This window comes from Trujillonella endophytica, from assembly GCF_900110555.1.
Classification (GTDB): Bacteria; Actinomycetota; Actinomycetes; order Mycobacteriales; family Geodermatophilaceae; genus Trujillonella; species Trujillonella endophytica.
Map to the genome: position 1 here is coordinate 41,184 of NZ_FOEE01000015.1, position 20,645 is coordinate 61,828.

Annotated in this window: 19 protein-coding genes and 2 tRNA genes; 8 read left to right on the forward strand and 13 right to left on the reverse strand. The window is 73.6% G+C overall.

Annotated elements, in window-relative coordinates; all coding sequences use genetic code 11:
• From BMY88_RS19575 to BMY88_RS19585, 3 genes are read right to left on the reverse strand one after another with little or no spacing between them, the layout of a single operon-like run.
• Window positions 1-1,194 carry an acyltransferase family protein gene (locus tag BMY88_RS19575; protein WP_091947688.1) on the reverse strand — a complete coding sequence of 398 codons (1,194 nt, stop codon included), beginning with the start codon at window positions 1,192-1,194 and terminating at the stop codon, window positions 1-3.
• Window positions 1,191-2,492 carry a hypothetical protein gene (locus BMY88_RS19580; protein WP_091947691.1) on the reverse strand — a complete coding sequence of 434 codons (1,302 nt, stop codon included), beginning with the start codon at window positions 2,490-2,492 and terminating at the stop codon, window positions 1,191-1,193. The genes BMY88_RS19575 and BMY88_RS19580 overlap by 4 nt, the downstream gene beginning before the upstream one ends.
• A gap of 2 nt (window positions 2,493-2,494) precedes the next feature.
• Entirely contained in the window at window positions 2,495-3,403 is a 909-nt protein-coding gene (locus tag BMY88_RS19585) for a GumC domain-containing protein (protein ID WP_091947694.1), read from the reverse strand.
• A 356-nt stretch (window positions 3,404-3,759) separates the two neighbouring features.
• On the opposite strand from BMY88_RS19585, the gene BMY88_RS19595 reads away from it, so the two are divergent.
• A complete protein-coding gene (locus BMY88_RS19595) occupies window positions 3,760-4,821 on the forward strand; it encodes a glycosyl hydrolase (RefSeq protein ID WP_091947700.1) in 1,062 nt (353 codons plus the stop codon).
• A gap of 16 nt (window positions 4,822-4,837) precedes the next feature.
• On the opposite strand, the gene BMY88_RS19600 is transcribed toward BMY88_RS19595, so the two are convergent.
• Window positions 4,838-5,743, reverse strand: a complete 906-nt coding sequence (locus BMY88_RS19600) for a hypothetical protein (protein WP_091947703.1) — start codon at window positions 5,741-5,743, stop codon at window positions 4,838-4,840.
• A gap of 182 nt (window positions 5,744-5,925) precedes the next feature.
• On the opposite strand from BMY88_RS19600, the gene BMY88_RS19605 reads away from it, so the two are divergent.
• The gene (locus tag BMY88_RS19605; protein ID WP_091947706.1) at window positions 5,926-7,275 is read left to right on the forward strand and encodes an MATE family efflux transporter; all 1,350 of its coding nucleotides are present in this window, start codon (window positions 5,926-5,928) and stop codon (window positions 7,273-7,275) included.
• A gap of 193 nt (window positions 7,276-7,468) precedes the next feature.
• Window positions 7,469-8,464, forward strand: a complete 996-nt coding sequence (locus BMY88_RS19610) for a glycosyltransferase family A protein (RefSeq protein WP_170861203.1) — start codon at window positions 7,469-7,471, stop codon at window positions 8,462-8,464.
• 9 nt (window positions 8,465-8,473) lie between these two features.
• Here BMY88_RS19610 and BMY88_RS19615 read toward each other — a convergent pair whose 3' ends face one another.
• Both BMY88_RS19615 and BMY88_RS19620 read right to left on the reverse strand, forming a co-directional pair.
• The gene (locus BMY88_RS19615) at window positions 8,474-9,529 is read right to left on the reverse strand and encodes a PHP domain-containing protein (RefSeq protein WP_091947838.1); all 1,056 of its coding nucleotides are present in this window, start codon (window positions 9,527-9,529) and stop codon (window positions 8,474-8,476) included.
• Window positions 9,526-10,086: a DoxX family protein gene (locus BMY88_RS19620; protein ID WP_091947717.1), complete on the reverse strand. Its 561-nt coding sequence runs from the start codon at window positions 10,084-10,086 to the stop codon at window positions 9,526-9,528. Before BMY88_RS19620 ends, BMY88_RS19615 begins: the two co-directional genes overlap by 4 nt.
• 194 nt (window positions 10,087-10,280) lie before the next feature.
• Between BMY88_RS19620 and BMY88_RS19625 the strand changes: the two genes are divergently transcribed.
• Window positions 10,281-10,484 carry an MYXO-CTERM sorting domain-containing protein gene (locus BMY88_RS19625; protein WP_091947720.1) on the forward strand — a complete coding sequence of 68 codons (204 nt, stop codon included), beginning with the start codon at window positions 10,281-10,283 and terminating at the stop codon, window positions 10,482-10,484.
• A gap of 56 nt (window positions 10,485-10,540) precedes the next feature.
• On the opposite strand, the gene BMY88_RS19630 is transcribed toward BMY88_RS19625, so the two are convergent.
• The 7 genes from BMY88_RS19630 to BMY88_RS19660 form a co-directional block, all read right to left on the reverse strand.
• A complete protein-coding gene (locus BMY88_RS19630; protein ID WP_170861204.1) occupies window positions 10,541-10,765 on the reverse strand; it encodes a helix-turn-helix domain-containing protein in 225 nt (74 codons plus the stop codon).
• A gap of 55 nt (window positions 10,766-10,820) precedes the next feature.
• Entirely contained in the window at window positions 10,821-11,189 is a 369-nt protein-coding gene (locus BMY88_RS19635; protein ID WP_170861205.1) for a sugar transferase, read from the reverse strand.
• Window positions 11,190-11,389: 200 nt separating this feature from the next.
• Window positions 11,390-12,496: a hypothetical protein gene (locus tag BMY88_RS19640; RefSeq protein ID WP_091947728.1), complete on the reverse strand. Its 1,107-nt coding sequence runs from the start codon at window positions 12,494-12,496 to the stop codon at window positions 11,390-11,392.
• Window positions 12,497-12,660: 164 nt separating this feature from the next.
• A complete protein-coding gene (locus tag BMY88_RS19645) occupies window positions 12,661-13,428 on the reverse strand; it encodes a PKD domain-containing protein (protein WP_244524804.1) in 768 nt (255 codons plus the stop codon).
• A 126-nt stretch (window positions 13,429-13,554) separates the two neighbouring features.
• Window positions 13,555-14,142, reverse strand: coding sequence for a DUF6318 family protein (locus tag BMY88_RS19650; RefSeq protein ID WP_091947733.1), 588 nt, complete (start codon window positions 14,140-14,142; stop codon window positions 13,555-13,557).
• Between the two features lie 225 nt (window positions 14,143-14,367).
• Window positions 14,368-15,804: a bifunctional phosphatase PAP2/diacylglycerol kinase family protein gene (locus tag BMY88_RS19655; protein WP_091947736.1), complete on the reverse strand. Its 1,437-nt coding sequence runs from the start codon at window positions 15,802-15,804 to the stop codon at window positions 14,368-14,370.
• A 79-nt stretch (window positions 15,805-15,883) separates the two neighbouring features.
• Complete coding sequence (locus tag BMY88_RS19660) at window positions 15,884-16,414, reverse strand: CGNR zinc finger domain-containing protein (RefSeq protein ID WP_091947738.1); 531 nt, start codon at window positions 16,412-16,414, stop codon at window positions 15,884-15,886.
• A 96-nt stretch (window positions 16,415-16,510) separates the two neighbouring features.
• Here BMY88_RS19660 and BMY88_RS19665 point away from each other — a divergent pair, with 96 nt between their 5' ends.
• From BMY88_RS19665 to BMY88_RS19680, 4 genes are all read left to right on the forward strand, one after another.
• Complete coding sequence (locus tag BMY88_RS19665) at window positions 16,511-17,716, forward strand: MFS transporter (RefSeq protein WP_091947740.1); 1,206 nt, start codon at window positions 16,511-16,513, stop codon at window positions 17,714-17,716.
• Window positions 17,717-17,797: 81 nt separating this feature from the next.
• Window positions 17,798-17,886 (forward strand) — tRNA-Ser (locus BMY88_RS19670).
• Window positions 17,887-17,906: 20 nt separating this feature from the next.
• Window positions 17,907-17,979 (forward strand) — tRNA-Arg (locus BMY88_RS19675).
• Window positions 17,980-18,325: 346 nt separating this feature from the next.
• Window positions 18,326-20,560 carry an MMPL family transporter gene (locus BMY88_RS19680; RefSeq protein ID WP_091947743.1) on the forward strand — a complete coding sequence of 745 codons (2,235 nt, stop codon included), beginning with the start codon at window positions 18,326-18,328 and terminating at the stop codon, window positions 20,558-20,560.
• Window positions 20,561-20,645 lie beyond the last annotated feature (85 nt).

The window sequence follows — 20,645 nt, forward strand, 5'->3', positions numbered from 1 at the left end:
TCAGCTCCGGGATCCCCGGACGGCGTCGTCCGGGCGCCCGGGAGGCGGGGCCTCGTCCGAGGAGACGTCGTCCGGCGTCCGGCCCGGCAACGGCTCGACCGCGGCGGCGCCGGTGCCCGGGAGCCGCCCGGACGTCCGCTGCAGTCGGTCCTTGAGCCGCAGGAACGGCCGCTCGACGACGAGGTAGCTCAGGGTGGCGGCGGCGAAGGCGGCGACCACGCCCAGGAGGCTGGAGTCGAAGCCGGGCAGCCCCGTGCCCTGAGGGGCCAGGAAGAGCTGCTGCCAGAGGTAGAGGCTGTAGGAGATCAGCCCGACCAGGGTGAGGGCGCGCCACCGCAGGACGCGGGTGTACGGCGTCGGCTCGTCCCGGCTGATCGCCGCGAGCACCAGCATCCCGGCCGCGATCGTCGCGACGGTGTACCCGAACGGGAGCACCCACCGGCCCTCGAACTGCCGCTCCAGCGCCGAGGAGACGAGCAGGGCGACGACGGCGACCGCCACAGTGGCTCCGCGGCGGCCCAGCCAACGCAGACGCTGCCAGAGGTCCGGGTAGGCGACGGGCAGGAGCGCCAGGAGGCAGCCGACCAGCAGGGAGTCCGCGCGGGCGTGGAACATCATCCAGACGTCCTCGCGAGCCGACCCGAACGTCGCGTAGCAGCCGACCCGGATCACCGGCGCCGCCACGAGGTAGCCGACGGCCACCCAGCAGGCGCGGCGCGGCCGCAGGAAGCCGAGGGCGAGCGGCCAGAGGAGGTAGAACTGCTCCTCGATCGCCAGGGACCAGGTGTGGCCGAGCCACCAACCGTCCGCGGCGGGGGCGTAGTTCCAGACGAAGAGGCCTGCCGCGAGCAGCTGGGAACCGCTCACCTGGACGAGGTCGACGACTGCCAGGATCGCCATGGTGGCGAGGAAGACGTAGTACGCCGGGAGGATGCGGAGAGTCCGGCGCAGGTAGAAGGCCCGGTAGTCGACCCGATCGGTGCGCTGCCGCTCGCGGACCAGGAGTCCGGTGATGAGGAAGCCGCTCAGGACGAAGAACAGCGTGACGCCGATGCCCCCGTTGAAGACGACGGAGAGCGCTCCGGGGAGCGGCCGGTCCTCGTCGGAGACCGCACCGATGGCGTGTCCGAACACGACGAGGAGGACGGCGACCCCGCGCAACCCGTCCAGCGTTGCGACCCGAGCGCTGCTCATCGGCGCAAGCTGTCATGTGCGGTGGAGGGGTGGCCATGATCCTCGGCGCCCTTCACCCGATCGGGCAGGGCCGGGGGCTGCGTGCGCCGCCAGCTGTACCGATGTGCGGGCAGCAGGGTCATCCAGAAGAGGGTGAGGAACACCTGGGTGCTCTGGAGGAACGACGCGTTCACGTAGAGGTACGCGACCAGCAGTCCGATGGTCCACGGCCGCGGGACCGCGCCGCCCCCGAGGAACAGCACCAGCGGGAGGAGGATGCCCAGTAGCCCCAGGATGCCGTACTCGTAGAGCACCTTCGGGACGACCGGTGCGGTGGCGTCCAGCTTTCCGATGTCGATCAGGTAGTCGTCCGCAGCGCCGGCGCCGTGGCCGACGATGGCGCGCGGGGTGTCCTCCACCGCCGGCGGGAGCAGGAGTTCGTACGGCTGCACCAGTCGGGCGCTGGAGCTGGTGCGGGGGTCCGACGCTTCGGTCGAGCGTTCGAGGTAGCGCTCGCCGAGCGGGGTCAGCGTGGCCACGACCAGGGCGATGGCGATCGCGGGAAGGGCGGCCACCAGATGGCGCCGCTGCGCACCGAACAGCATCAGAACGAGGGCGGGGACGAGGACGACGAAGCCGCTCCCGGCCAGCGGGGGGACCATCCCGACGAGGAGGACGGTCACCTGGAGCACACCCGCGCCCCGGTACAGGGCCAGGGCGACGGCCAGCCCGAGGAACAGGGAGAGGAACGAGGGTTCCAGGAAGACGATCCCGTTGGAGCGGTACAGGGGGTCGCCGTATGCGATCGGGTCGGCGGTGTTGTAGCCCTCGAGGAGGAGGTCGGCCGGGACGATGCCTGCCAGATAGTCCTCGTACGGCACCCCGGTCAGCTGCGCGACCATCTGGCCGATGGAGACCACTGCGGCGATCGTCATCAGCCCCAGGAAGACACGCTCCACTGTGGCGAGGCCCTGGGCGGTCAGGTCGGCCGAGACGCCGACCAGGGCGTACAGCGCGAGGAAGAGGACCACGGACAGCAGGGACGGCGCCCCGCCCAGCACGAGGTGCCCGATCGTGCACGCGACGGCCACGGCGGCCATGAGTGCGAACACCCGCAGCCGTGCGGCCTCCACCCGGAACTCGCCGCTGACGAGTCCGACGGCGAGCATCGCCAGAACGAACGGGATCGTGAGCGAGAGCTGCTGCTCGCCCAGCGGCACCGCGAGGCGCTGGAAGAGCGTCGAGCCGACCAGCATGGCGATGCAGCAGGGCGCGGTCCACCTGCTGCCGCCCTGGGCGGCCGCCTCGGTCGGGTGCATCGTCAGGCCGGGCTGCGGCTGGTTCCCGCGGGCTGCAGCCGGGTGTGCCGCTTGTGCAGCAGGACGACGATGCAGACGCCCAGGAGGAAGCCCAGCGCGGCGCCCAGGGCAGCGGCGGTCGGCAGCGACAGCGACGACGGCTCCGTGGGCTCGACCGGCGACCGGAGGGGCACGGCCTGCCCGGGGTAGACCTCGGCCCCCGCGGTCAGGCTCTCCTGCTGGGCCCTGAGGTCGGCCAGCCGCGTCGCGGCATCGGCCAGCTCAGCGCCGACCTGCGTGGCCTGGGCCTGGACGGCCCCGTACTGGGCGCTGTTGATGTTGAGCCCGCCGAGCTGGTTGGTGAGGCCGTCCAGCGACTGGCGGAGCTCGTCCCAACGGCCCTGGAGTCGCTCGATCGACGGCTGCAGCACGGCCGCCTGGGCGACGAGCGCCTCGGCCCCGGCCCTCTGGACGTACTGCACGTACGCGGTCGTGACGGCATCGGCGATCCGGAAGGCCGTCTCCGCGTCGTCGGCCGTGGCGGTGATCGTGAGCCGGCTGCTGCCCGTCTCGACGTCGACGGTGATCGCGTCGCGGACGACGTCGCCCTCGAGCCCCAGGGTGTCCCCGGCGGCGTCGACGATCTGATCCGAGGTGACGACGTCCCGCTGGTCGGTGACTGCCCGCTCGAGCGAGTTCGGGTCGTCCGAAGGGGTCAGGCCGAGGAACTGCGTGGCGCTCGGATCCCAGAGCAGCTGCGACTCGCTCGAGTAGCTCGGCCCGCTGATCGTCGTCCCGGCCACGATGGCCGCGGCACCCAGGAGCGTGGCGAGCGCGACGACGGCCGCGGCGCGGCGCGTGCGCGACGCCGGCCGGGCGACGACGAGGCTCGGCGGGGCGTGGGGGGGCTCTGGGCGCGCCGGGAGTGCCATTGCTTCCTGTGGAGGGACTTCGGGGGCCGCGGCCCGCTGGTCGTGGTCGACGCCGGGAGGTGTGGTCGCGGGAGTCAGTGGGAGCTCCTGGCCGGACGGATGCGAAGCACCTCGGACGGGTCCTGGGGCGGTGATTCGCTGTCTGCTGGGCGCACGGCCGCGAGGTTACTGCACCTCCCCCCCTCGAAGGACCTCTCGGCGGCCCCCCGATGGGGTCATCCGCGTCACCGGAACGGGGGTTCCGGCGGCGGTCGGCCCGCTGGGGCGCCCATTAACCTCGGTCTCCCGGCGCCCGGGTGGCGGGCGTCCCGGCTGCGAGGTGTGCTGATGCGTCGAGCGACCCCTGGGACCCGACCGTGACGGCACCGGACGACGGCACGGGACCGGGCGCGGGGGTGCCGCGCTGGGGGTCCTGGCTCGGGTGGGCGGTCGCTGCGGTCGCGGTGGTGGTCCTCGTGGTCAGCGTGCTGTTCGCCGTCCGAGGGGAGGAGGAGGACCCGCCGCGGGCCGCGCCGACCGGCCCGGACCCGGAGACGTCGGAGCCGACCGCCTGGATGTCGGGCGGCTCGGGCCCCGACATCGTGACCGGGAAGTTCGGGGCCTGGCGTGGTCGCGACGTGGAGATCGCCGGCACCTGGTCGGACAACAACGAGGCCATGGTGAACAACTGGCAGCTTCAGCCCGACGCCGAGTACGGCGACTGGGACAAGCCCATGGACGTCGCGATCGGCGCGATCGGCGAGGGCGAGACCTGGGCCGAGGCCGCCGACGGCGCCTACGACGAGCGCTGGCGCGGGGCGCTCACCTCGCTCCGCGAGCTCTGGGCCGAGCGCCCCGGCACCCTCTACGTCCGCTTCGCCCACGAGATGAACGGCAACTGGTACCCGTGGTCGGTCGACTCCACCGAGGTGGATGCCTTCCGCGCGGCCTGGCAGCGGTTCCGGGGGCTGCACCAGGAGATCTACCCGGAGTCGCAGCTGGTGTTCTGCGTGAACCGGGAATCGGTGCAGACCGGCTTCGACTGGCGGGAGAGCTTTCCCGGCGCCGAATTCGTCGACGTCCTCTCCGTGGACTACTACAACCACTTTCCGTACGTCGCTTCCGGCGTGGAGTGGACCAACTCCCTCGACGACACCGACCAGTGGGGAGGCCCCAAGGGGCTGCAGCGGCACCTGGAGTTCGCGCGGGAGATGGGCCTGCCGATGGCGGTGTCGGAGTGGTCCGGCAGCGCCGGGCAGGGGGACTCGCCGGCGTTCATCCGCGGGATGTACGCCTTCTTCGAGTCGAACGGCGGAACCGATCCGGGTCAGGTGCTCTACGAGATCCTCTTCGACGTTCCCATCGACGACCGGAACTTCATCCTCTACGGCGACACGCGCATGCCGGAGTCGGCCTGGGCCTACCGCGAGCTCTGGTGACGTCCGTCGCGCGCCATCAGGAGTCGGCGGGTTCCTCGACGAGACCGCGACCCCACTCGTGGGCCTCCTCCGCGACGGTGGCCCAGTCGGTGCCCGGGGCGACGTAGCCGATCTCCACGTGGGTCGCCAGGTTCGGCTCGGGGGCGATGAGCAGGCGGCGGCGGTCGCGGCGCCGATGGGAGCGGAGGTTGGTCGCGACCATGAAGGGCGCCATGAAGGCCTCGCGGAGCCGCTCCTTCGGGGTTCCGGGAGCCAGCCCGACCAGGTCGCGGGCCAGCTTCCGGTAGGAGTGGGGCTCGAAGCCCTGGTACAGCAGGCAGGTGTCGTGGTCCCGGAACATGTTCCGGTGCGGCACCGTGCAGAAGCGGAAGATTCCCTGATCCGCGCGCAGGGCGCCGACGCGGCCGGCGAAGGTCGCCGTGGTGCTGTACAGCCGCACCCAGTCCCGGCCGTCGACCTGCCAGGGCGGCGGGTCGACCCAGCCGCGGGGCCGGTGGACGGGGGGGTCCGGCCGCGGGTGGGGCTGCAGCGGGTTGCTCCCGTAGAGCCCGAAGTAGTCGGCCTCGGGCACCACGGCCGCGGCCCGCACGAGCGCGGGAAAGGCCTCGGGGCGGTAGAGGTAGTCGTCCTCGCTGTAGGCGACGACGTCGTCGTCGTCCCAGGTGCCGTGCGTGGCCAGCCGGAGCGCGCTCAGGTAGGACTCGTGCACCCCGACGCCGGGCAGGTCGACGATCTCCCCCGCCGCGCGCATCAGCCGGACGCGGTCCTCGGCGATGGGCCCGTTGTTGACGAACACCAGGTGCGCGTCGACCTCGTGGGCCGACCGGAGGAAGGACAGCAGACAAGCCATCTTGTCGAAGTACTCGGGGCGGCCCTTCTTGTTCTCCCCGCCGTACGACCGATAGACGAGATGCAGTGCCACGTCCCTGTTCCCTTCCGCCCGCCCCGCCGGACGGGCGCCCCGTGTCCCGCGCGGAACGCGCCGCGGCCTTTCCTACACCCTGCCGCGGGATCGGACAGCCCTTCGGCGCCGCGGTCGACCGGACGGGTGAGCAGGGTCGCCGGTCCAATGACGGCCTCCGGGCCGCCCGCTACCGTCGACTCGTGGACAGGGAGGCGCGGGCGACCGCCGCGGTCGCGGCGGTGTCCGCGCCGGAGGGGCTCCCCGGGCCGGATCCGCTGGTGCCCTCGGGCTCCCGGCGGGCGGGCCTGGCGCGGATGGCGCGCGGCGCGGGCTGGAGCGTCGTCGACCAGGCCTTGTCCAGCCTGAGCAACCTGACCCTGTCGATCCTGGTCGCGCGGGCGGTCGATGCGCACGCATTCGGTGCCTTCACGGTCTCGTTCACCGTCTACTCCATGGCGGTCCTCGTCTCGCGGGCGCTGGTGACCCAACCGCTGGCCGTCCGCTTCTCGGGAGCCCGCCGGGAGGTCTTCCAGGTGGCCGCGGGAATGTCCGCCGGGGCCGCCGTCGTGATGGGCGTCGCCCTGGGCAGCGTGGTCCTGGTCTGCGGGCTGCTGATCGGCGGCAGCGTCGGGCTGGCGCTCTCGGCGGTGGCCGTCTGCCTTCCGGGGCTGCTGCTGCAGGACGCCTGCCGGATGGTGTTCTTCGCCGAGGGCCGACCGAAGCTGGCCGCTCTCGTCGACGCGCTCTGGATGGTCCTGCAACTGGTCGGTGTCGGCGCCGTGGTGGTCACCGACGCTCGATCCGCGGTTCCGTACGTGGTGGCCTGGGGGGTGGCGTCCGCCGTCGCGGCGACCACGGGCGTCGTCCGTGGGGGACTCAGGCCGCGGGTGTGGGACACACGGACCTGGCTGCGCGACCACTGGTCCCTGACCCGCTACCTGGTGCTGGACGCGGTGCTCGTGCAGAGCTCCTACCAGGGCACGCTGCTCGTCGTCGGTGCTCTCGGATCGCTGACGGGTGTTGCGAGCCTCCGGGGCGCCCAGGTGCTCATCGGTCCGATCTCCATGCTCGCCATGGCGGCGATGGCGTTCGGGGTTCCGCAGATCTCCCGCCGTGTCCACCTCACCGGCGGGCAGCGGATGCGCCTGTCCTTCGTCGTGTCGGCGGTCTTCACGGTGATGGGGGTCGTCTGGGCGGCCGTGCTGCTCCTGCTGCCGGACGGTGCGGGTGAGGCACTCCTCGGTGACAGCTGGTCCGGGGTCGACGACGTGCTCGTGCCGACGCTCGCCGGTGCAGTCGCGAACCTCCTGGCGATCGGCCCGACGCTGATGATCTACGCCATGGGCAGGAGCGCGACGGCCTTGCGGATCAACGGCGCGCTGTCGGCCCTCCTCGTCGGGTGCGGGCTGACCGGGCTGTGGCTCGGCGACGCGGTCGGCGTCGCCTGGGGCCTCACGCTGGCCTACTGGCTGGTGATGCCCTGGTGGTACATCGCCCTCCGGCGAGCACGACTCGAGAGCGCTCCGGCTCCGGCGTCCGCCGCGCTCTGACCCCCGCCCCGACCGATCTCGCCCCGCCCCCTCCGGCGGGGTCTGTGGGACTCTGAGTCGAGAACGGCTCAGGAGTTCCAGCGGACGGAGGCACGGCATCGCGGTGGAGAGCGGAAGCGTCATCCCGACCGGACGGATCGGCCCTGCGCCGGGTGATCCGGCTCTCGGGCCAGGGCGACCGTCGATCGCCGGGGTGGTCATCAACCACGACTACGGCGACTACGTCCTGGATGCCGTCCGCTCGCTGACGCAGCAGAGCGTCCCGTTCGCGGAGGTCGTCGTCGTCGACGACGGGTCGACCGACCACTCGCTCGCCGTCCTCCAGACGTTGCCGCGGGAAGTGCGACTGCTCCGCAAGGCGAACGGTGGCCAGCTGAGCGCGGCCCTGACCGCCCTGGCGGAGGTCGGGGCCGACTACGTCTACTTCCTCGACGCCGACGACCGAGCCCTCCCGGACCTGGTCGCACGCGTGACCCCGGATCTGGCCGGCCGGCCGGTGAAGGCCCAGTTCCAACTCCAGGGTGTCGCCGCCGACCTGACTCCCACCGGCTCGGTCTTTCCCACGTTCCCGTCGGGCTACGACAGCGCCCGGATGCGGGAGGACAACGCCCGCCTCGGCTTCTACGTGTGCCCGCCCACCTCGGGCAACGTGTACCGGTGCGACGTCCTGCGGGGAATGCCGCTTCGGGAACTGGACCAGTGGGACTTCGTCGACGGCGTTCCCGCCATGGTGCAGCCGGAGCTCGGCGCGGTGGTGAGCATCCCGGAGCCGCTCGCGCAGTACCGGGTGCACGACCGCAACCACAGCAGCTGGGCCCGGCCGACCGTGGGCCAGCTGGAGGAGGAGACCGCTCGGTTCTCCCACCGGTGGAAGGAAGCCGACGCCGTCCTCGGGATCGACGTGCCCTTCTCCGCGCACGCGCCCGCGTTCGTCGTGGAGCGTCGACTGATGACGGCGGCGCTGAGCGGGCAACCGGTGTCCGGCCACGCGATAGCGCTGGTCCGCCGGCTGTGGAGCAGCCACCTGCCGTTCCTCCACAAGGTGGCGCTGAGCGCCTGGGCCGTCGGCTTCGTCCCTCCCGTCGCGAGTTGGCGGCGCACCTCCGTGGACCGGCGGCGCTCTCCGTCCGGGCGATCGCGGGCCATGCGGACGGCCATCCGTCTCCTGAGGGGGTTCCGGAGCGGCTGAACCGCCCGGTCACCCCGAGGTACGGATCCGTTCGAGCAGCTCCTCGGCCGGGCGGGTGTTGATGACGCGCTCGGCAGGGACGCCGGTCTCCACGGCTCGCTCGCAGCCGTTGGACTGCCAGTCGAGCTGGCCGGGCGCGTGCGCGTCGGTGTCGATCGCGAACTCGCAGCCCAGCTCCACGGCGAGGGACAGCAGCCGCAGCGGCGGGTCCAACCGCTCGGGCCGGGAGTTGATCTCCACGGCGGTGCCGTGCTCGACGCAGGCGCGGAACACCGCCTCGGCGTCGAAGTCGCTCTCCGGGCGCGGTCGCTGGGTGCCGTTGCGCTGCGTCCGCCCGATCACCAGCCGGCCGGTGCAGTGCCCGAGGACGTCGGTGTAGGGGTTGGCGACGGCGGCCAGCATGCGCTCGGTCATGACGGTGCGCTCGGCCCGCAGGTCGGAGTGCACGCTGGCGACGACGACGTCGACCCGCTCCAGCAGCTCGTCGGTCTGGTCGAGGGTGCCGTCGAGGTTGATGTCGCACTCGATGCCGGTGAGGATCCGGAACGGCGCCAGCTCCTCGTTGAGCTCGGCGACGACGTCGAGCTGCCGCTCCAGCCGCGCCGCCGTCAGCCCGTTGGCGACGGTCAGCCGCGGCGAGTGATCGGTCAGCGCCAGGTACTCGTGCCCCAGGCCCCGCGCGGCCTCGGCCATCTCGCGGATGGGGCTGCCGCCGTCGGACCAGTCCGAGTGCGAGTGCAGGTCACCCCGCAGCAGGGCGCGGAACCCGGCGACGTCGTCGGCCAGCGGCACCAGCTCCGCGTGCTTCTCCTCGAGCCCGGCCAGGTACTCGGGAACCTCGCCGCGGTGGGCCTGCACGATCGCGGTGCCGGTCTTGGGGCCGATGCCCTTGAGGTCGGTCAGCGTCCTCGTGCGGATCCGCCGGTCGAGCTCGGCGTCGTCCAGGCCGTCGATCACGGCCGCGGCGGTGCGGAACGCCGCGACCCGGTGCGAGGGCTCGCGGGCGCGCTCCAGGAGGAAGGCGATCCTCCGGAGCGCGGCCGCGGGCGGGAGTGGCTCGGTCAGCTCTTCGCCTTCCTCGCCTGCTTCTTGGCCTTCCGGGCCGCCTTCTTCTGCGCCCGGCCGGCCCGCTTGGCGGCCTTCTCGTAGCTCTCCTCGGTCGCGTGGGCTGCGCGCGCGGCCGCCCGCTTCGCCCGGTAGCCGACCGACGGCCGGCCCTCGGTGTCGACGGCGGCGAGCAGCAGCCCGCCCAGCAGGCCGGTGTTCTTGAGGAAGTTCGAGATCTGCCCGAACCGCTCGGTCGGGTCGTCGTGCTCCCAGAACCGGTGCCCCGCCAGCGTGGTCGGGACGACGGACGCCGACAGCACCAGCGCGGTCAGCCGCGGGAGCTTGTTCAGCGCGAACAGCGAGCCGGCGGCCACCTTGATCGCGGCGTCGGCCTTGACCCACTGCTCGACGTCCTTGGGCACCTGCACGGGCAGCTGCTTGTCCGCCGTCCCGGCGATCTTCTCCACCACGGGGGCGGCGCCGGGCACGCGGTCCTGCGGCTTGCGAAGCGTGCTGATGCCCCCGTAGATGAAGGGCGCGGCGAGCAGTGGCCGAGCGATGCGGCGGACCAACATGGGCAGACCTCTTCCGTCGACGAACCGTGTCGGTGTCCCCATGCCCAGCTGAGCAGGAGGGACACACTCCCCTCGGACCGTAGTGAGATCGGCGCCGCTCCGCTCGCCCGTTCGGGTCGGCTCTGCGATCCCGCCGTTCCCCGGAGGGGTGAGGCTCCCTGTCGGATGGCGACGAGGCCGGGCACGCTGACCGCATGGGGAAGGCTGACGGCATGGGCAAGGCACTGCTGGGCCTGCTGCTGATCGTGGTCGCCGTCGAGATGATCGCCGTGGTCGTCATCGGCGCCGTCCTGGTGCTGCTGGGCACCACGCAGACCACGCTGATCGGCGTCGGCATGATGTTCGCCGCCGTGGCCGCCGCCATCCTCAGCTGGCGGTTCGCGCGCCGGAGGGTGTGACGCGGTCCCGCTGACCGGGTGCCACGGCGCGGGCGGGGGCCGGCCGACCCGGGCACTCAGCCGAGCAGTCGCGTGGCGGCGCCGAGCAGGTCGAGCAGGTCGACGCTCAACGCGCGCGCGATGGCCTGGAGGTCGTCGAGGTCGAAGGGGCTGTCCTCGCGCAGCTTGCGCGCGACCGTGGCCTGGTTGATCCCGGTCTCGCGGGCGAGCTGCCGCCCGGACCAGCCGCGGTCGGAGAGCAGCGACCGCACGACTGCTGCGACCGCGGCGGACAGGTGCACGGACACACCGTAGGTCGCTGCCGGTGTCCCCGTGGCCCACCGGCAGCGACGTGCCTCACCGCGCCGCGCTGCCGGGCCGCAGTCGTCGCCCGATCAGGGACAGGTCGCCGCGGAGCACGTCGAGCAGCAGCGGCAGCGCGTCGAGTCCGTACCGGCGCAGGACGTGGCCGACCGGCGTGACGCCGTCGTCCGGGACGGCGGTGCGGAAGCGGAGCCGCCGCTCCAGGTGGCCGTCGGGGGCCATGCGCACGGAGTGCGAGAACACCGGACCGGGACTGGTGGCCCGGACGGCGACGGCGATCGCCACGAAGACCGGCAGCACCAGGAACAGGCCGACCAGGGCGAGGCCTCGGTCGAGCGCGCTCGTGGCCAGCTGGGAGGCGCGGGTCGTGGGGGGGAGGGGGCGGGACGTGAGCGGTTCCATGGGGGACCTCCGGCGGGACGGCGCGGGGGGCGCGCGTCCGGCGAGAAAGGGTCTGTCGCGGGGGAAGCACCCGGCAGGGCCGGGTCTGCGGGAGCCCGGCGCGGGGCCGGGGGTCGCGGTGCCCGGCATGGAGCCGGGGGTCGCGGGTGCCCGGCGCGGGGCCGGGCCTGCGGGGAGCGGGCTGGAGGAGGAGCCCGGTCTCAGTCGGGGGGCGAGCCCGGATCGCCGGCGCGGGTGAGCGCCTGCTCGGCGGCACGCGTGATGCGGCGCACCTCGGCCGTGTCCGCGGTGCCGCCGTCGACGGCGCCGGTGGAGAGCAGCGAGGAGCCGGCGTCGGTGCTGGTACCACCGCCCTGGTGGACGACGTTGCTGCCGGGCAGGGGGCAGGAGCCGGTCGGCGCGGGCGGCGGGGTGGGCGCAGGCGGCGGACCGGTCGGGATCGGGCTGCCCGTGGCCGGGCTCGCCGGCGGGGGACCACCGGTCGGTGAAGCGGACGCAGGGGACGACGCCTCGGAGGTGCGGAACGCCGTCCGTTCGGGGGCGGAGGCCGGGATGCAGAGGACCTCGGCGGCCTCCGGGGTCACGGCATCGGGGTCGGCCGGCTCGGCGAGGGGCGGAACGAGGCCCAGGATCGCGAATCCGGGATCGGCCAGGATCTCCGCGCCGGGGATGCCGGGCTCCGTGCCCGGGGTGCCGAGTTGCTCGCCGGGGACGGCGGGCTCCGCGCCGGGGGTGCCGGGCTCCGTGCCCGGGGTGCCGAGCTGCTCGGCCGGGGTGCCGGGCTCCGTGCCCGGGGTGTCGGGCTCCGTGCCCGGGGTGCCGGGCTGCTCGGCCGGGGTGCCGGGCTCCGCGGCCGGGATACCGGTCGCGGGCGCCGGCTCGCCGCCGGGGGCCGGAGGGGTGGGCGCGACGTCGGGCGGGGGCGCGGGCTCGGGCGTCGGTGCCGGCTGGGGGGAGGCGTCCGGCGGCGGCTGGTCCGAGGTGGTCGGCGAGGGCTCGTCCGGCCCGTCGGTCGGTGGTGCCGGCGCCGGCTGCGGGAGCGGGAGCGGCACGGTCGGCTCGGGTGGCGGCGACGCCGGGGGCCCGTCCGAGGCGCTGCCGTCGACGCCGGGCCGGCCCGGGGGAGCTCCCGCTGCCGGTTCGGCCTCGAGCCCGGCGTCATCGGTAGTGGCGCCGGCGTCGGTCGCGGGCGGAGCCGTGTCCGCGGACGCGCTCTCGGCGACGGCGGTGAGCAGCAGCCAGCCCGCGATCGCGAAGAGCAGGGTGAGGAGCAGGCGGCGGGCGAGGCGACCGGCCGGCGCGGGCACGTGGCTCGGGAGGATGGTCGCGCACCTCCTCCCGGCCGCGGTTCCCCGCGTGACGCCGTGTCAGCCCGTAAACCCTGACAGAGGTTCGCGCGGGATCAACGGTTTCCCGGCCCTCCGCTGCCGACGACCGATCCCGGCCCGGCTGGTTCTCACGCGGAGTGACGTCAGTCGTACGGGTCGGTGAGCACGGCGTGGGCCTCGACGACGGTGAAGGTCACGGGGAGGCCGTCGGTGGTCGTCGTCCCGGGGACGTCGAGGCTGGCGCCGCCGTCGACGCTGTAGGTGCCGCTCCAGGTGGTGGTGAGCGAGGCGGTGTAGGTGCCCGAGGGGTAGTCGTGGGTGACGGTGTGGTGCGGGTAGGGGGCGCCGGGGTCGGTGCCTGTGAGAGCGGTGCCGTCGCCCGTGTGCCAGGTGAAGGCGTCCGCGGTGGCGCGGATGTCGACCGTGAAGCCGCGGATGTCGAGGGTGTGGGTCTGGGTGGTGGGGCCGTCGGTGAAGAGGATGACGGGCAGGCCGACGAGCGCGTTGCCGGGTGGTTGCTGGTGGGTGGGCAGCTGGGGGAGCGGGAGGCGCTCGAAGTACCGGAACACCTCCTCCGGCGACGGCGCGGGATTCAGCGCCGTGACGTCGACGCACGAGACGGTGAGCGCCTGCCAGGCCCCGACGGGTTCCCCGACCGGCCAACCGGCGGGTACGGGTGTGCCGTCGACCGTCGTGCCGTCGGGCTGGACGAGCGGGCGGCTCTGCACGGTCAGGAACCGCACGACTCGGTCGGGCGCCGCCTCGCACGACTGGTCGAGAACGGGTGAGCAGTCGTTGCCCGTGCTCGACTCGCACGGCCGCAGCAGGCGGTAGGTGAAGGGCTGCGGTCCCGGTGCGGTGGCAAATGCGATGAAGGTGCCCGATTCGGAGGCCAGGTAGGCAGCGGTCAACGCTCCGCCGCCAATCGCCACCTCTGGCTCCTCACACGAGAGCCCCGTGCACTCTGCGCGCGCCGGCGCGTTCTGTAGGAGGAGGCTCATCACGAAGACCGCGATTGCTGTCAAAGGGCGCACGGCTCAGCCAATAGTCAGCACGCTGACGTTCCAGCTCTGCTCGGAGGCGTTCCACACCAGCCGCGCACCAGAGGCAAGAGCTCCGGTGGCCGGGGCGGATCGGCCGGTCACTGGCTGACCGCTTGAATCGAACACGAGCAGCTCGCTCTGTGCGAACACGAAGCTGACCTCTGCATCTGGCCCTCGCATGATCGCTGGACCAGCTGGCTCAAACGTGTATGTGAAGTCGCTGTACGTGTAGCCAGCGTCGCGGTCGGCGCCATACGAGTCCGCGATCATCTGGCATTGATCGCAGTTCTGCGCAAGATCAAGCAGAGGCTGAGGATCTTGTGGACCGTCCGCGACATGAGCAGCGAGCGCGATGTAATAGCGCGTGAATTCGAGTGCTCCTTCGGCGGAGTTCTGTCGCGCCGCCTCGGGGACCGGGAAGTCGGGCGGGCCCAGGGGTGGGAGGGCCTCGCTCGACGTCGTCTCCGCGGTGGAGCTCGGCAGGGACCCGCTGGCCGGCCGCTCCTCGGAGCACCCGCTCAGCACCGCGACGAACAGGGCGATCGCCCCCGCCGTCGTCCGCCCGGCGAGCCGTGCCGCCATGTGTCGCCTCCCCGTCGTCCCGGAGGAGGGAGACTAGCCAGGGCCGCATCCCCGGCGCAGCCACCGCTGTGGACAACCGCCCGATCGGGCCCCCTGTGGGCGACCCCCGCACGGTCGGCTCTGGCGGTGTTCCTCGCGCTTCGGCGGTGCTGCAGCCCCGCCAGAGCGCGGACAAGACCGCCAGAGCGCACCGGGCGCGCCGGGGAAGGGCCGGAACCGGCCGCCTCAGGTCGTCCGGGAGCAGTAGACGGTCAGCGAGCCGCCCTTGGTGAACTCGAAGTCGGTGGCCGGGTCGCCCATCTCGCCGTCGTAGGCCACGGCCTGCGGTCCGGACAGCGAGCGCACGTGCACCGACCGCACCTGGGTCTCCGCGTAGCCGGACACCCGGTCGGAGACGCCCAGCAGCGAGCCGAGCACCGCGCGGGTGCGGCTGAACGCGATGTCGGCCCGCAGGTACTGGACGTCGAGCAGCCCGTCCTCGAGCCGGGGTCGCCAGGCCGGCGCCAGCCCGCGCGGGGTGTAGGTGCAGTTGCCGACGAACAGGATCCAGACCAGCACCTGCCGGCCGTCGAGATCGAGCGCCACCGGCGTCCCGGTGCGCAGGGTGCGGGCCGCGGCCACGGTCATCGCCGCCCACTTGCCCAGCCGGCCCGACAGCGCGTCGCGGCGGCGCACCATCTCCGGATAGCTGCCGATGCTCGCGGTGTTGAGGAACGGCGTCCCGTTGAGCGACGCGACGTCCACCTGCACCGCCGCCCCCCGGGCGACGGCCTCGGCCGCCTGCTCGACGGTCTCGACCCCGACGTCCCGGGCGAAGTGGTTCAGCGTTCCCGCCGGGATCACCGCCAGCGGCAGGCCGTGCTCCAGCGCGACGGCGGCGGCCGCGGCCACCGAGCCGTCGCCGCCGGCAACGCCCAGCGCTCGGGCCCGGCCCGAGCGCGCCGCGTCGCCCAGCAGGTCGGCGACGCCCCGGTCCTCCGACAGCTCGAGCACCTCGGCCCCCGGGAGGAGCTGGCGGATGTCGGCGGCCGGGTCGTAGCTCTCGGCGCCCGACCGCGGGTTGACCGCCACGACGAGGCCCTCGCCGTCGGCCAGGGCCGGCGCGGAGGACGCGGGGCGCACCCGGGCGGGGGTGCGGGGCCGCACCGCCCACCACCGCCGGCTGGCCGCGGCCACCGCCGTCCCCACGGCGAAGCCGGCGAGCACGTCCCCCGGGTAGTGGACGCCGACGTGCACCCGCGAGTAGCCGACGCCCAGCGCCACCGGCGCGAGCGCGGTGCCGGCCAGCGGGCTCTCCATCGCCACCCCGGTGGCGAACGCCGCTGCCGAGGCGGCGTGCCCGCTGGGGAAGGAGTGCGTGCTCAGCGTCCGGCGCAGCAGCCGGTGGGGGCCGTGCGAGGAGAGGTCCGGACGGCGGCGTGCGAAGAACGTCTTGAGCACCGTGTTCGCCACGGTGCTGGTGACCGCGAGCGACCCGATCCCGCGGACGGCCCCCCGGCGCATCGGGCCCTTGCGGGCGGCCAGCAGCGCGGCGACCGCGAACCAGAGCCGGCTGTGGTCGGCGGCCGTGGAGAGCCGGCGCAGCCAGCGGTCGGCCGGGGAGGCGGGGATCGCGCCGACCGCGGCGTGCAGGCGGGAGTCCCAGTGCCGCGGCGACCTCACGCGGTGACCGTAATGGTGGAGGACTCCCTCGCCGCCACCCCTCGCTCCGCTCGGAGCGAGTAGCGCTCGAGCGACTCCGTCAGACCTTGCGGCGGGCCCGGTAGGCGGCCACGGTCGAGCGGCTCGCGCAGGTGTTGGAGCAGTAGCGGCGGCTGGCGTTGCGCGAGGTGTCGACGTACACGTTTCCGCAGCCCTCGGCCGAGCAGACGCCGAGGCGCTGCCAGCCGTGCTGGGCGACGACCTGGGCCAGGCCCATGGCGACCGTCGTCGTCAGCTGGTCGAGGACCGGGGCGTCGGCCGGCGTGTAGTGCAGGTGCAGCTCGCCGTCGTGGTCGGTGGCGTGCGGCTGCGGGTGCGCGCGGGAGAGCAGGGCGTTGAGCCGGTCGAGCACCTCGGCCTGGGTCGTCGCGAGCGCGACGGCGCGCACCAGGTCGGCGGTCTCGGCCGCGGCGCGGGCCCCGCCGGCGTCGAGGTCGCGGGGCGACCCCGGGGAGAACCACTCGTCGTGCGCGCGGAGGAACTCCGCGGACCAGCCGTCGACGGCGCGGTCGGCGTTGGCCAGGTCGATCGCCAGCTCGACGGCGTTCGACGCGTAGGTGTCGTAATCCACTTGACCCCCTACCCTTGGCTCGTTACCGTGACCTGTAGGTGGTCAACCGTTGATGACCGCCTACACATTCCTCGTAGTCCTGAATCGAGCTCCACCGTGCACGCGTACCTCTCCGTCTGGCGGCTGCCCTCCGCTCCGACGCTCCTGATCGGCGGCTTCGCCGGGCGGCTGCCCTCGGCCATGGTGCCGCTGGCGCTGCTGCTCATGGTGCAGCAGCAGACCGGCTCGTTCGCGGTGGCGGGGCTGGCCGCGGCGACGCTCGGCATCGCGATGGCCGCGATGGCGCCGGTCCTGGGCCGGGTGGCCGACCGCCGTTCGCCGCGCCCGGTGCTGCTCGCGCAGGCCGTCGCCTACCCGCTGCTGCTGGGGGTGCTCGTGGCGGCCGTGCTCGCCGGCGCGCCGACGCCGGTGGTCGTCGCCGCCTCCGCGGCGGCCGGTGCCGCCACCCCGCTGGTCAGCGGCACCGTGCGGGCGCTGTGGTCGCGAACCGGCCCGCGCGTGCGCCCCGCGGCCTTCGCGCTCGACGCCACGAGTACCGAGCTGGTCTTCGTCGTCGGCCCGGCCGTGGTGGCCGCGCTCGCCGTCCTCGCGGCGCCGGCGGTCGCCATGGCGACCGCCGGGGTGCTCGCCGTCGCCGGCGCCGTCGGGATCGGCCTCTCCCGCCCGATGCGCGACTGGGTGCCGGCCGCGCATGCGCAGTCCGGCGTCTTCTCGACCGTCCGGGCGCCGGGCATGCCCCGGGTGCTGATCAGCGGGGCCGCCCTGATGACCGGTTTCGGCGCGCTCGAGGTCGCCGTCCCCGCCTTCGCCGACGCGGCCGGCACGCCGGGGATGTCCGGTGTCCTGCTCGCGGTCTGGTCGCTGGGCTCGGTGATCGGCGGGCTGTGGTTCGGCGCCCGCGTGCTGAGCGCCTCGCTGCCCCGCCAGTACCGCTGGCTCCTGCTGGGCACGACCATCGGCCTGGCGCCGCTGGCCGCGGTGTCCAGCCCGTGGGTCCTGGGTGTCCTGCTGTTCCTCGGCGGATCGGTCATCGCCCCGACGCTCACCGTGCAGAACTCCCTGGTCGGCGCGATCGCCCCGGCGCAGGCGACCACCGAGGCCTTCACCTGGTTGTCCACGGTCACCGTGGGCGCCTCCGCCGTCGGTGCGGCGCTCGGCGGCGCGCTGATCGAGGGATCGGCAGGCGTGCCCGGGGCGCTGCTGCTCGCGGTCGGCGGGGCCGCCGTCGCGGTCGCGGTGACGTTGCTGCCGGGTCGCCGCATCGTCGTCCCGTCGGCGTCGCGGCGGCCGGTGGCCGCCTGACCGGCTCCGCACCCCCGGGCCGGGGGCGGCCGGGGCGCTGGTAGTCTTCAGCGCGGTGGTTCCGAGGGGACTCGGACCCCGGGAGGCTTCGCCTAGTCCGGTCTATGGCGCCGCACTGCTAATGCGGTTTGGGTTAATCCCCATCCCGGGTTCAAATCCCGGAGCCTCCGCGCACGACAACTGAACACAGGCACCCGTAGCTCAACGGATAGAGCATCTGACTACGGATCAGAAGGTTAGGGGTTCGAGTCCCTTCGGGTGCACGTCTGGTTGAGACACCGATCTGCCGCGCCGCCCCGACGGGGGAGGCGCGGCAGATTCGTTTTCCGGGGCCGATACGGACGCCCGCCCGGTGCGGGGTGGTGCAGATCCCGGCCCTACCGCTCGGCATCGCCGGCGGTCGGGGGAGAACCCCCACCGGTCGTCCCCCGGAACCGGGGACGGATGGGGGTCCTCCCCGATGGGCCCGCCGCCGCCCCGCCGACAGGCTCCGAGGGCGGGATGTCGGGCTGGCCCGACACCGGCTCCGCCAGCTGGCGGGATGGGTCCGCGCGCCCCTGAGCAGCAGATTCGGCGGCGGACATCCCGCACCCAGACAGGAGACCTCCCATGCAGCGAACCGGCAACCTCGCCGGGCGGGTCGGCCGGTGGAGCGCCCGCCACCGCAGGGCAGCAGTGCTCGGCTGGCTGACCTTCGTCCTGGCCGCCCTCGCCGTCAGCGCCCTCGTCCCGCAGGGCGAGCTGACCGGCACCGAGCAGAGCCTCGGGGCGCCCGCCGAGGCCGAGCGGATCCTCGACGAGAACGGCTGGGAGGAGCCGGCGGCGGAGATGGTCCTGGTGCAGCGGGACGCCGACGTGCCCGAGGCCGCCGTCACGGCCGCACTCACCGACCTCGTCGCCACGCTCCGGGCCGTGCCCGAGGCCGTCGACGTCGCCAGCCCCCTCGACGGCTCGCCGCTGGTCTCCGAGGACGGCCGCTCGGCGCTGGTCACCCTCGACATCGCCGGCGACGCCGAGACGGCCGACGAGCGCCTCGCGCCGATCACCGCTGCCGTCACCGCGGTCGCCGACCGGCACGACGACGTCCGCGTGGAGCAGTTCGGCGACACCACCGCCGACGTCGCCATCGGCGAGACCCTCGACGAGGACTTCCAGCGGGCCGAGCTGCTGTCGATCCCGATCACGCTCGCCGTCCTGCTGCTCACCTTCGGCGCGCTCGTGGCCGCCGTGCTGCCGCTGGTGTTCGCGCTGACGGCGTTCGTCGGCGCCCTCGGGATGCTCAGCCTGACCAGCCAGATCTGGCACGTCGACGAGAGCGCGCAGATCGTCATGCTGCTCATCGGCCTGGCCGTGGGCGTGGACTACTCGCTCTTCTACCTCAAGCGCGAGCGGGAGGAGCGCGCCAAGGGCGCGGGCCCGGTCGACGCCCTCGACATCGCCGCCGCCACCTCCGGCCGGTCGGTGCTGATCTCCGGCATCACGGTCGTCGTCGCGATGGCCGGCATGTTCCTCACCGGCTTCTCCGTCTTCACCGGCATGGCCTCGGCGACGATCCTCGTCGTCGCGATCTCGGTCGTGGGGTCGCTGACCGTGCTGCCGGCGATGATGGCCTGGCTCGGCGACCGGGTGGAGAAGGGGCGGCTGCCGTTCGCCCGCCGGCGGACCGGCGCCAGCCCCGGCCGGTTCTGGTCCGCGCTGCTGGGCGTGGTGCTGCGGAGGCCGCTGGTCGCCGCGCTGGTCGCCGGAGCCGCGCTGACCGCCCTCGCCGTCCCCGCGCTGACGATGGACCTGCGCAACGAGAGCGTCAGCGACCTGCCGCAGGACCTCGCCGTGATCCAGACGTACAACCGGATCGAGGAGGCGTTCCCGGGCGGGCCGTCGCCCGCGGAGGTGGTGGTCGAGGCGCCGGACGTCGACGCCCCCGAGGTGCAGGCCGCGATCGCCGACCTGCGGGAGCGGGCGCTGGCAAGCGGGCAGATGAACGAGCCGATCGACGTGGCGACCAACGAGGCCGGGACGGTCGCCGTCGTCAGCGTGCCGCTGGTGGGGGACGGCGAGGAGCAGGCCTCACGCGACGCGCTGGCCACGCTCGCCGACGACCTGGTGCCCGCGACCGTGGGAGCGGTGGACGGCGTGACGGCCGTGGTCGGTGGCGACACCGCCGAGTCCGTGGCCTTCGACGAGCTCATGGCCGAGCGCACCCCGCTGGTCTTCGGCTTCGTGCTCGTGCTGGCCTTCGTGCTGCTGCTGATCTCGTTCCGCTCGGTGACCATCGCCGTCACCGCCATCGTGCTGAACCTGCTGAGCGTGGCCGCCGCCTACGGTGCCCTGGTGCTGGTGTTCCAGCAGGGGGTGGGCGCCGACCTGATCGGCCTGGACCGGACCGGCGGCATCGTGAACTGGATCCCGCTGTTCCTCTTCGTGATCCTGTTCGGCCTGTCGATGGACTACCACGTGTTCATCCTCGGGCGGATCCGCGAGGGCCACGACCGCGGCCTGTCCACCCGCACGGCGATCGCCCGCGGCATCACGTCGTCGGCCGGCGTGGTGACCAGCGCCGCGGTGATCATGGTGTTCGTCTTCCTGACCTTCGTGACGCTGTCGATGACGTCGATGAAGCAGGTGGGGCTGGGGCTGGCGATCGCGGTCCTGCTGGACGCCACCGTCGTCCGGGCGGTGCTCGTGCCGGCGGTCATGCAGTTGCTCGGGGAGGCCAACTGGTACCTGCCGAGGTGGCTGCGCTGGCTGCCGGAACTGCGCCACTCCGATGCCGCCCCGGAGGCCGTCCCGGCGCCGCGGATCCCCGCCGCCGTCGACGAGGTCCCGGTCCTGGTCCGCGACTGACCGTGGCGGCCCCGGTCGCCGGGGACGGCCCTCCGTTCCCGGCGACCGGGCGTCGGCGGGGCGCTCCCCGGCCTTGCGCACGTAT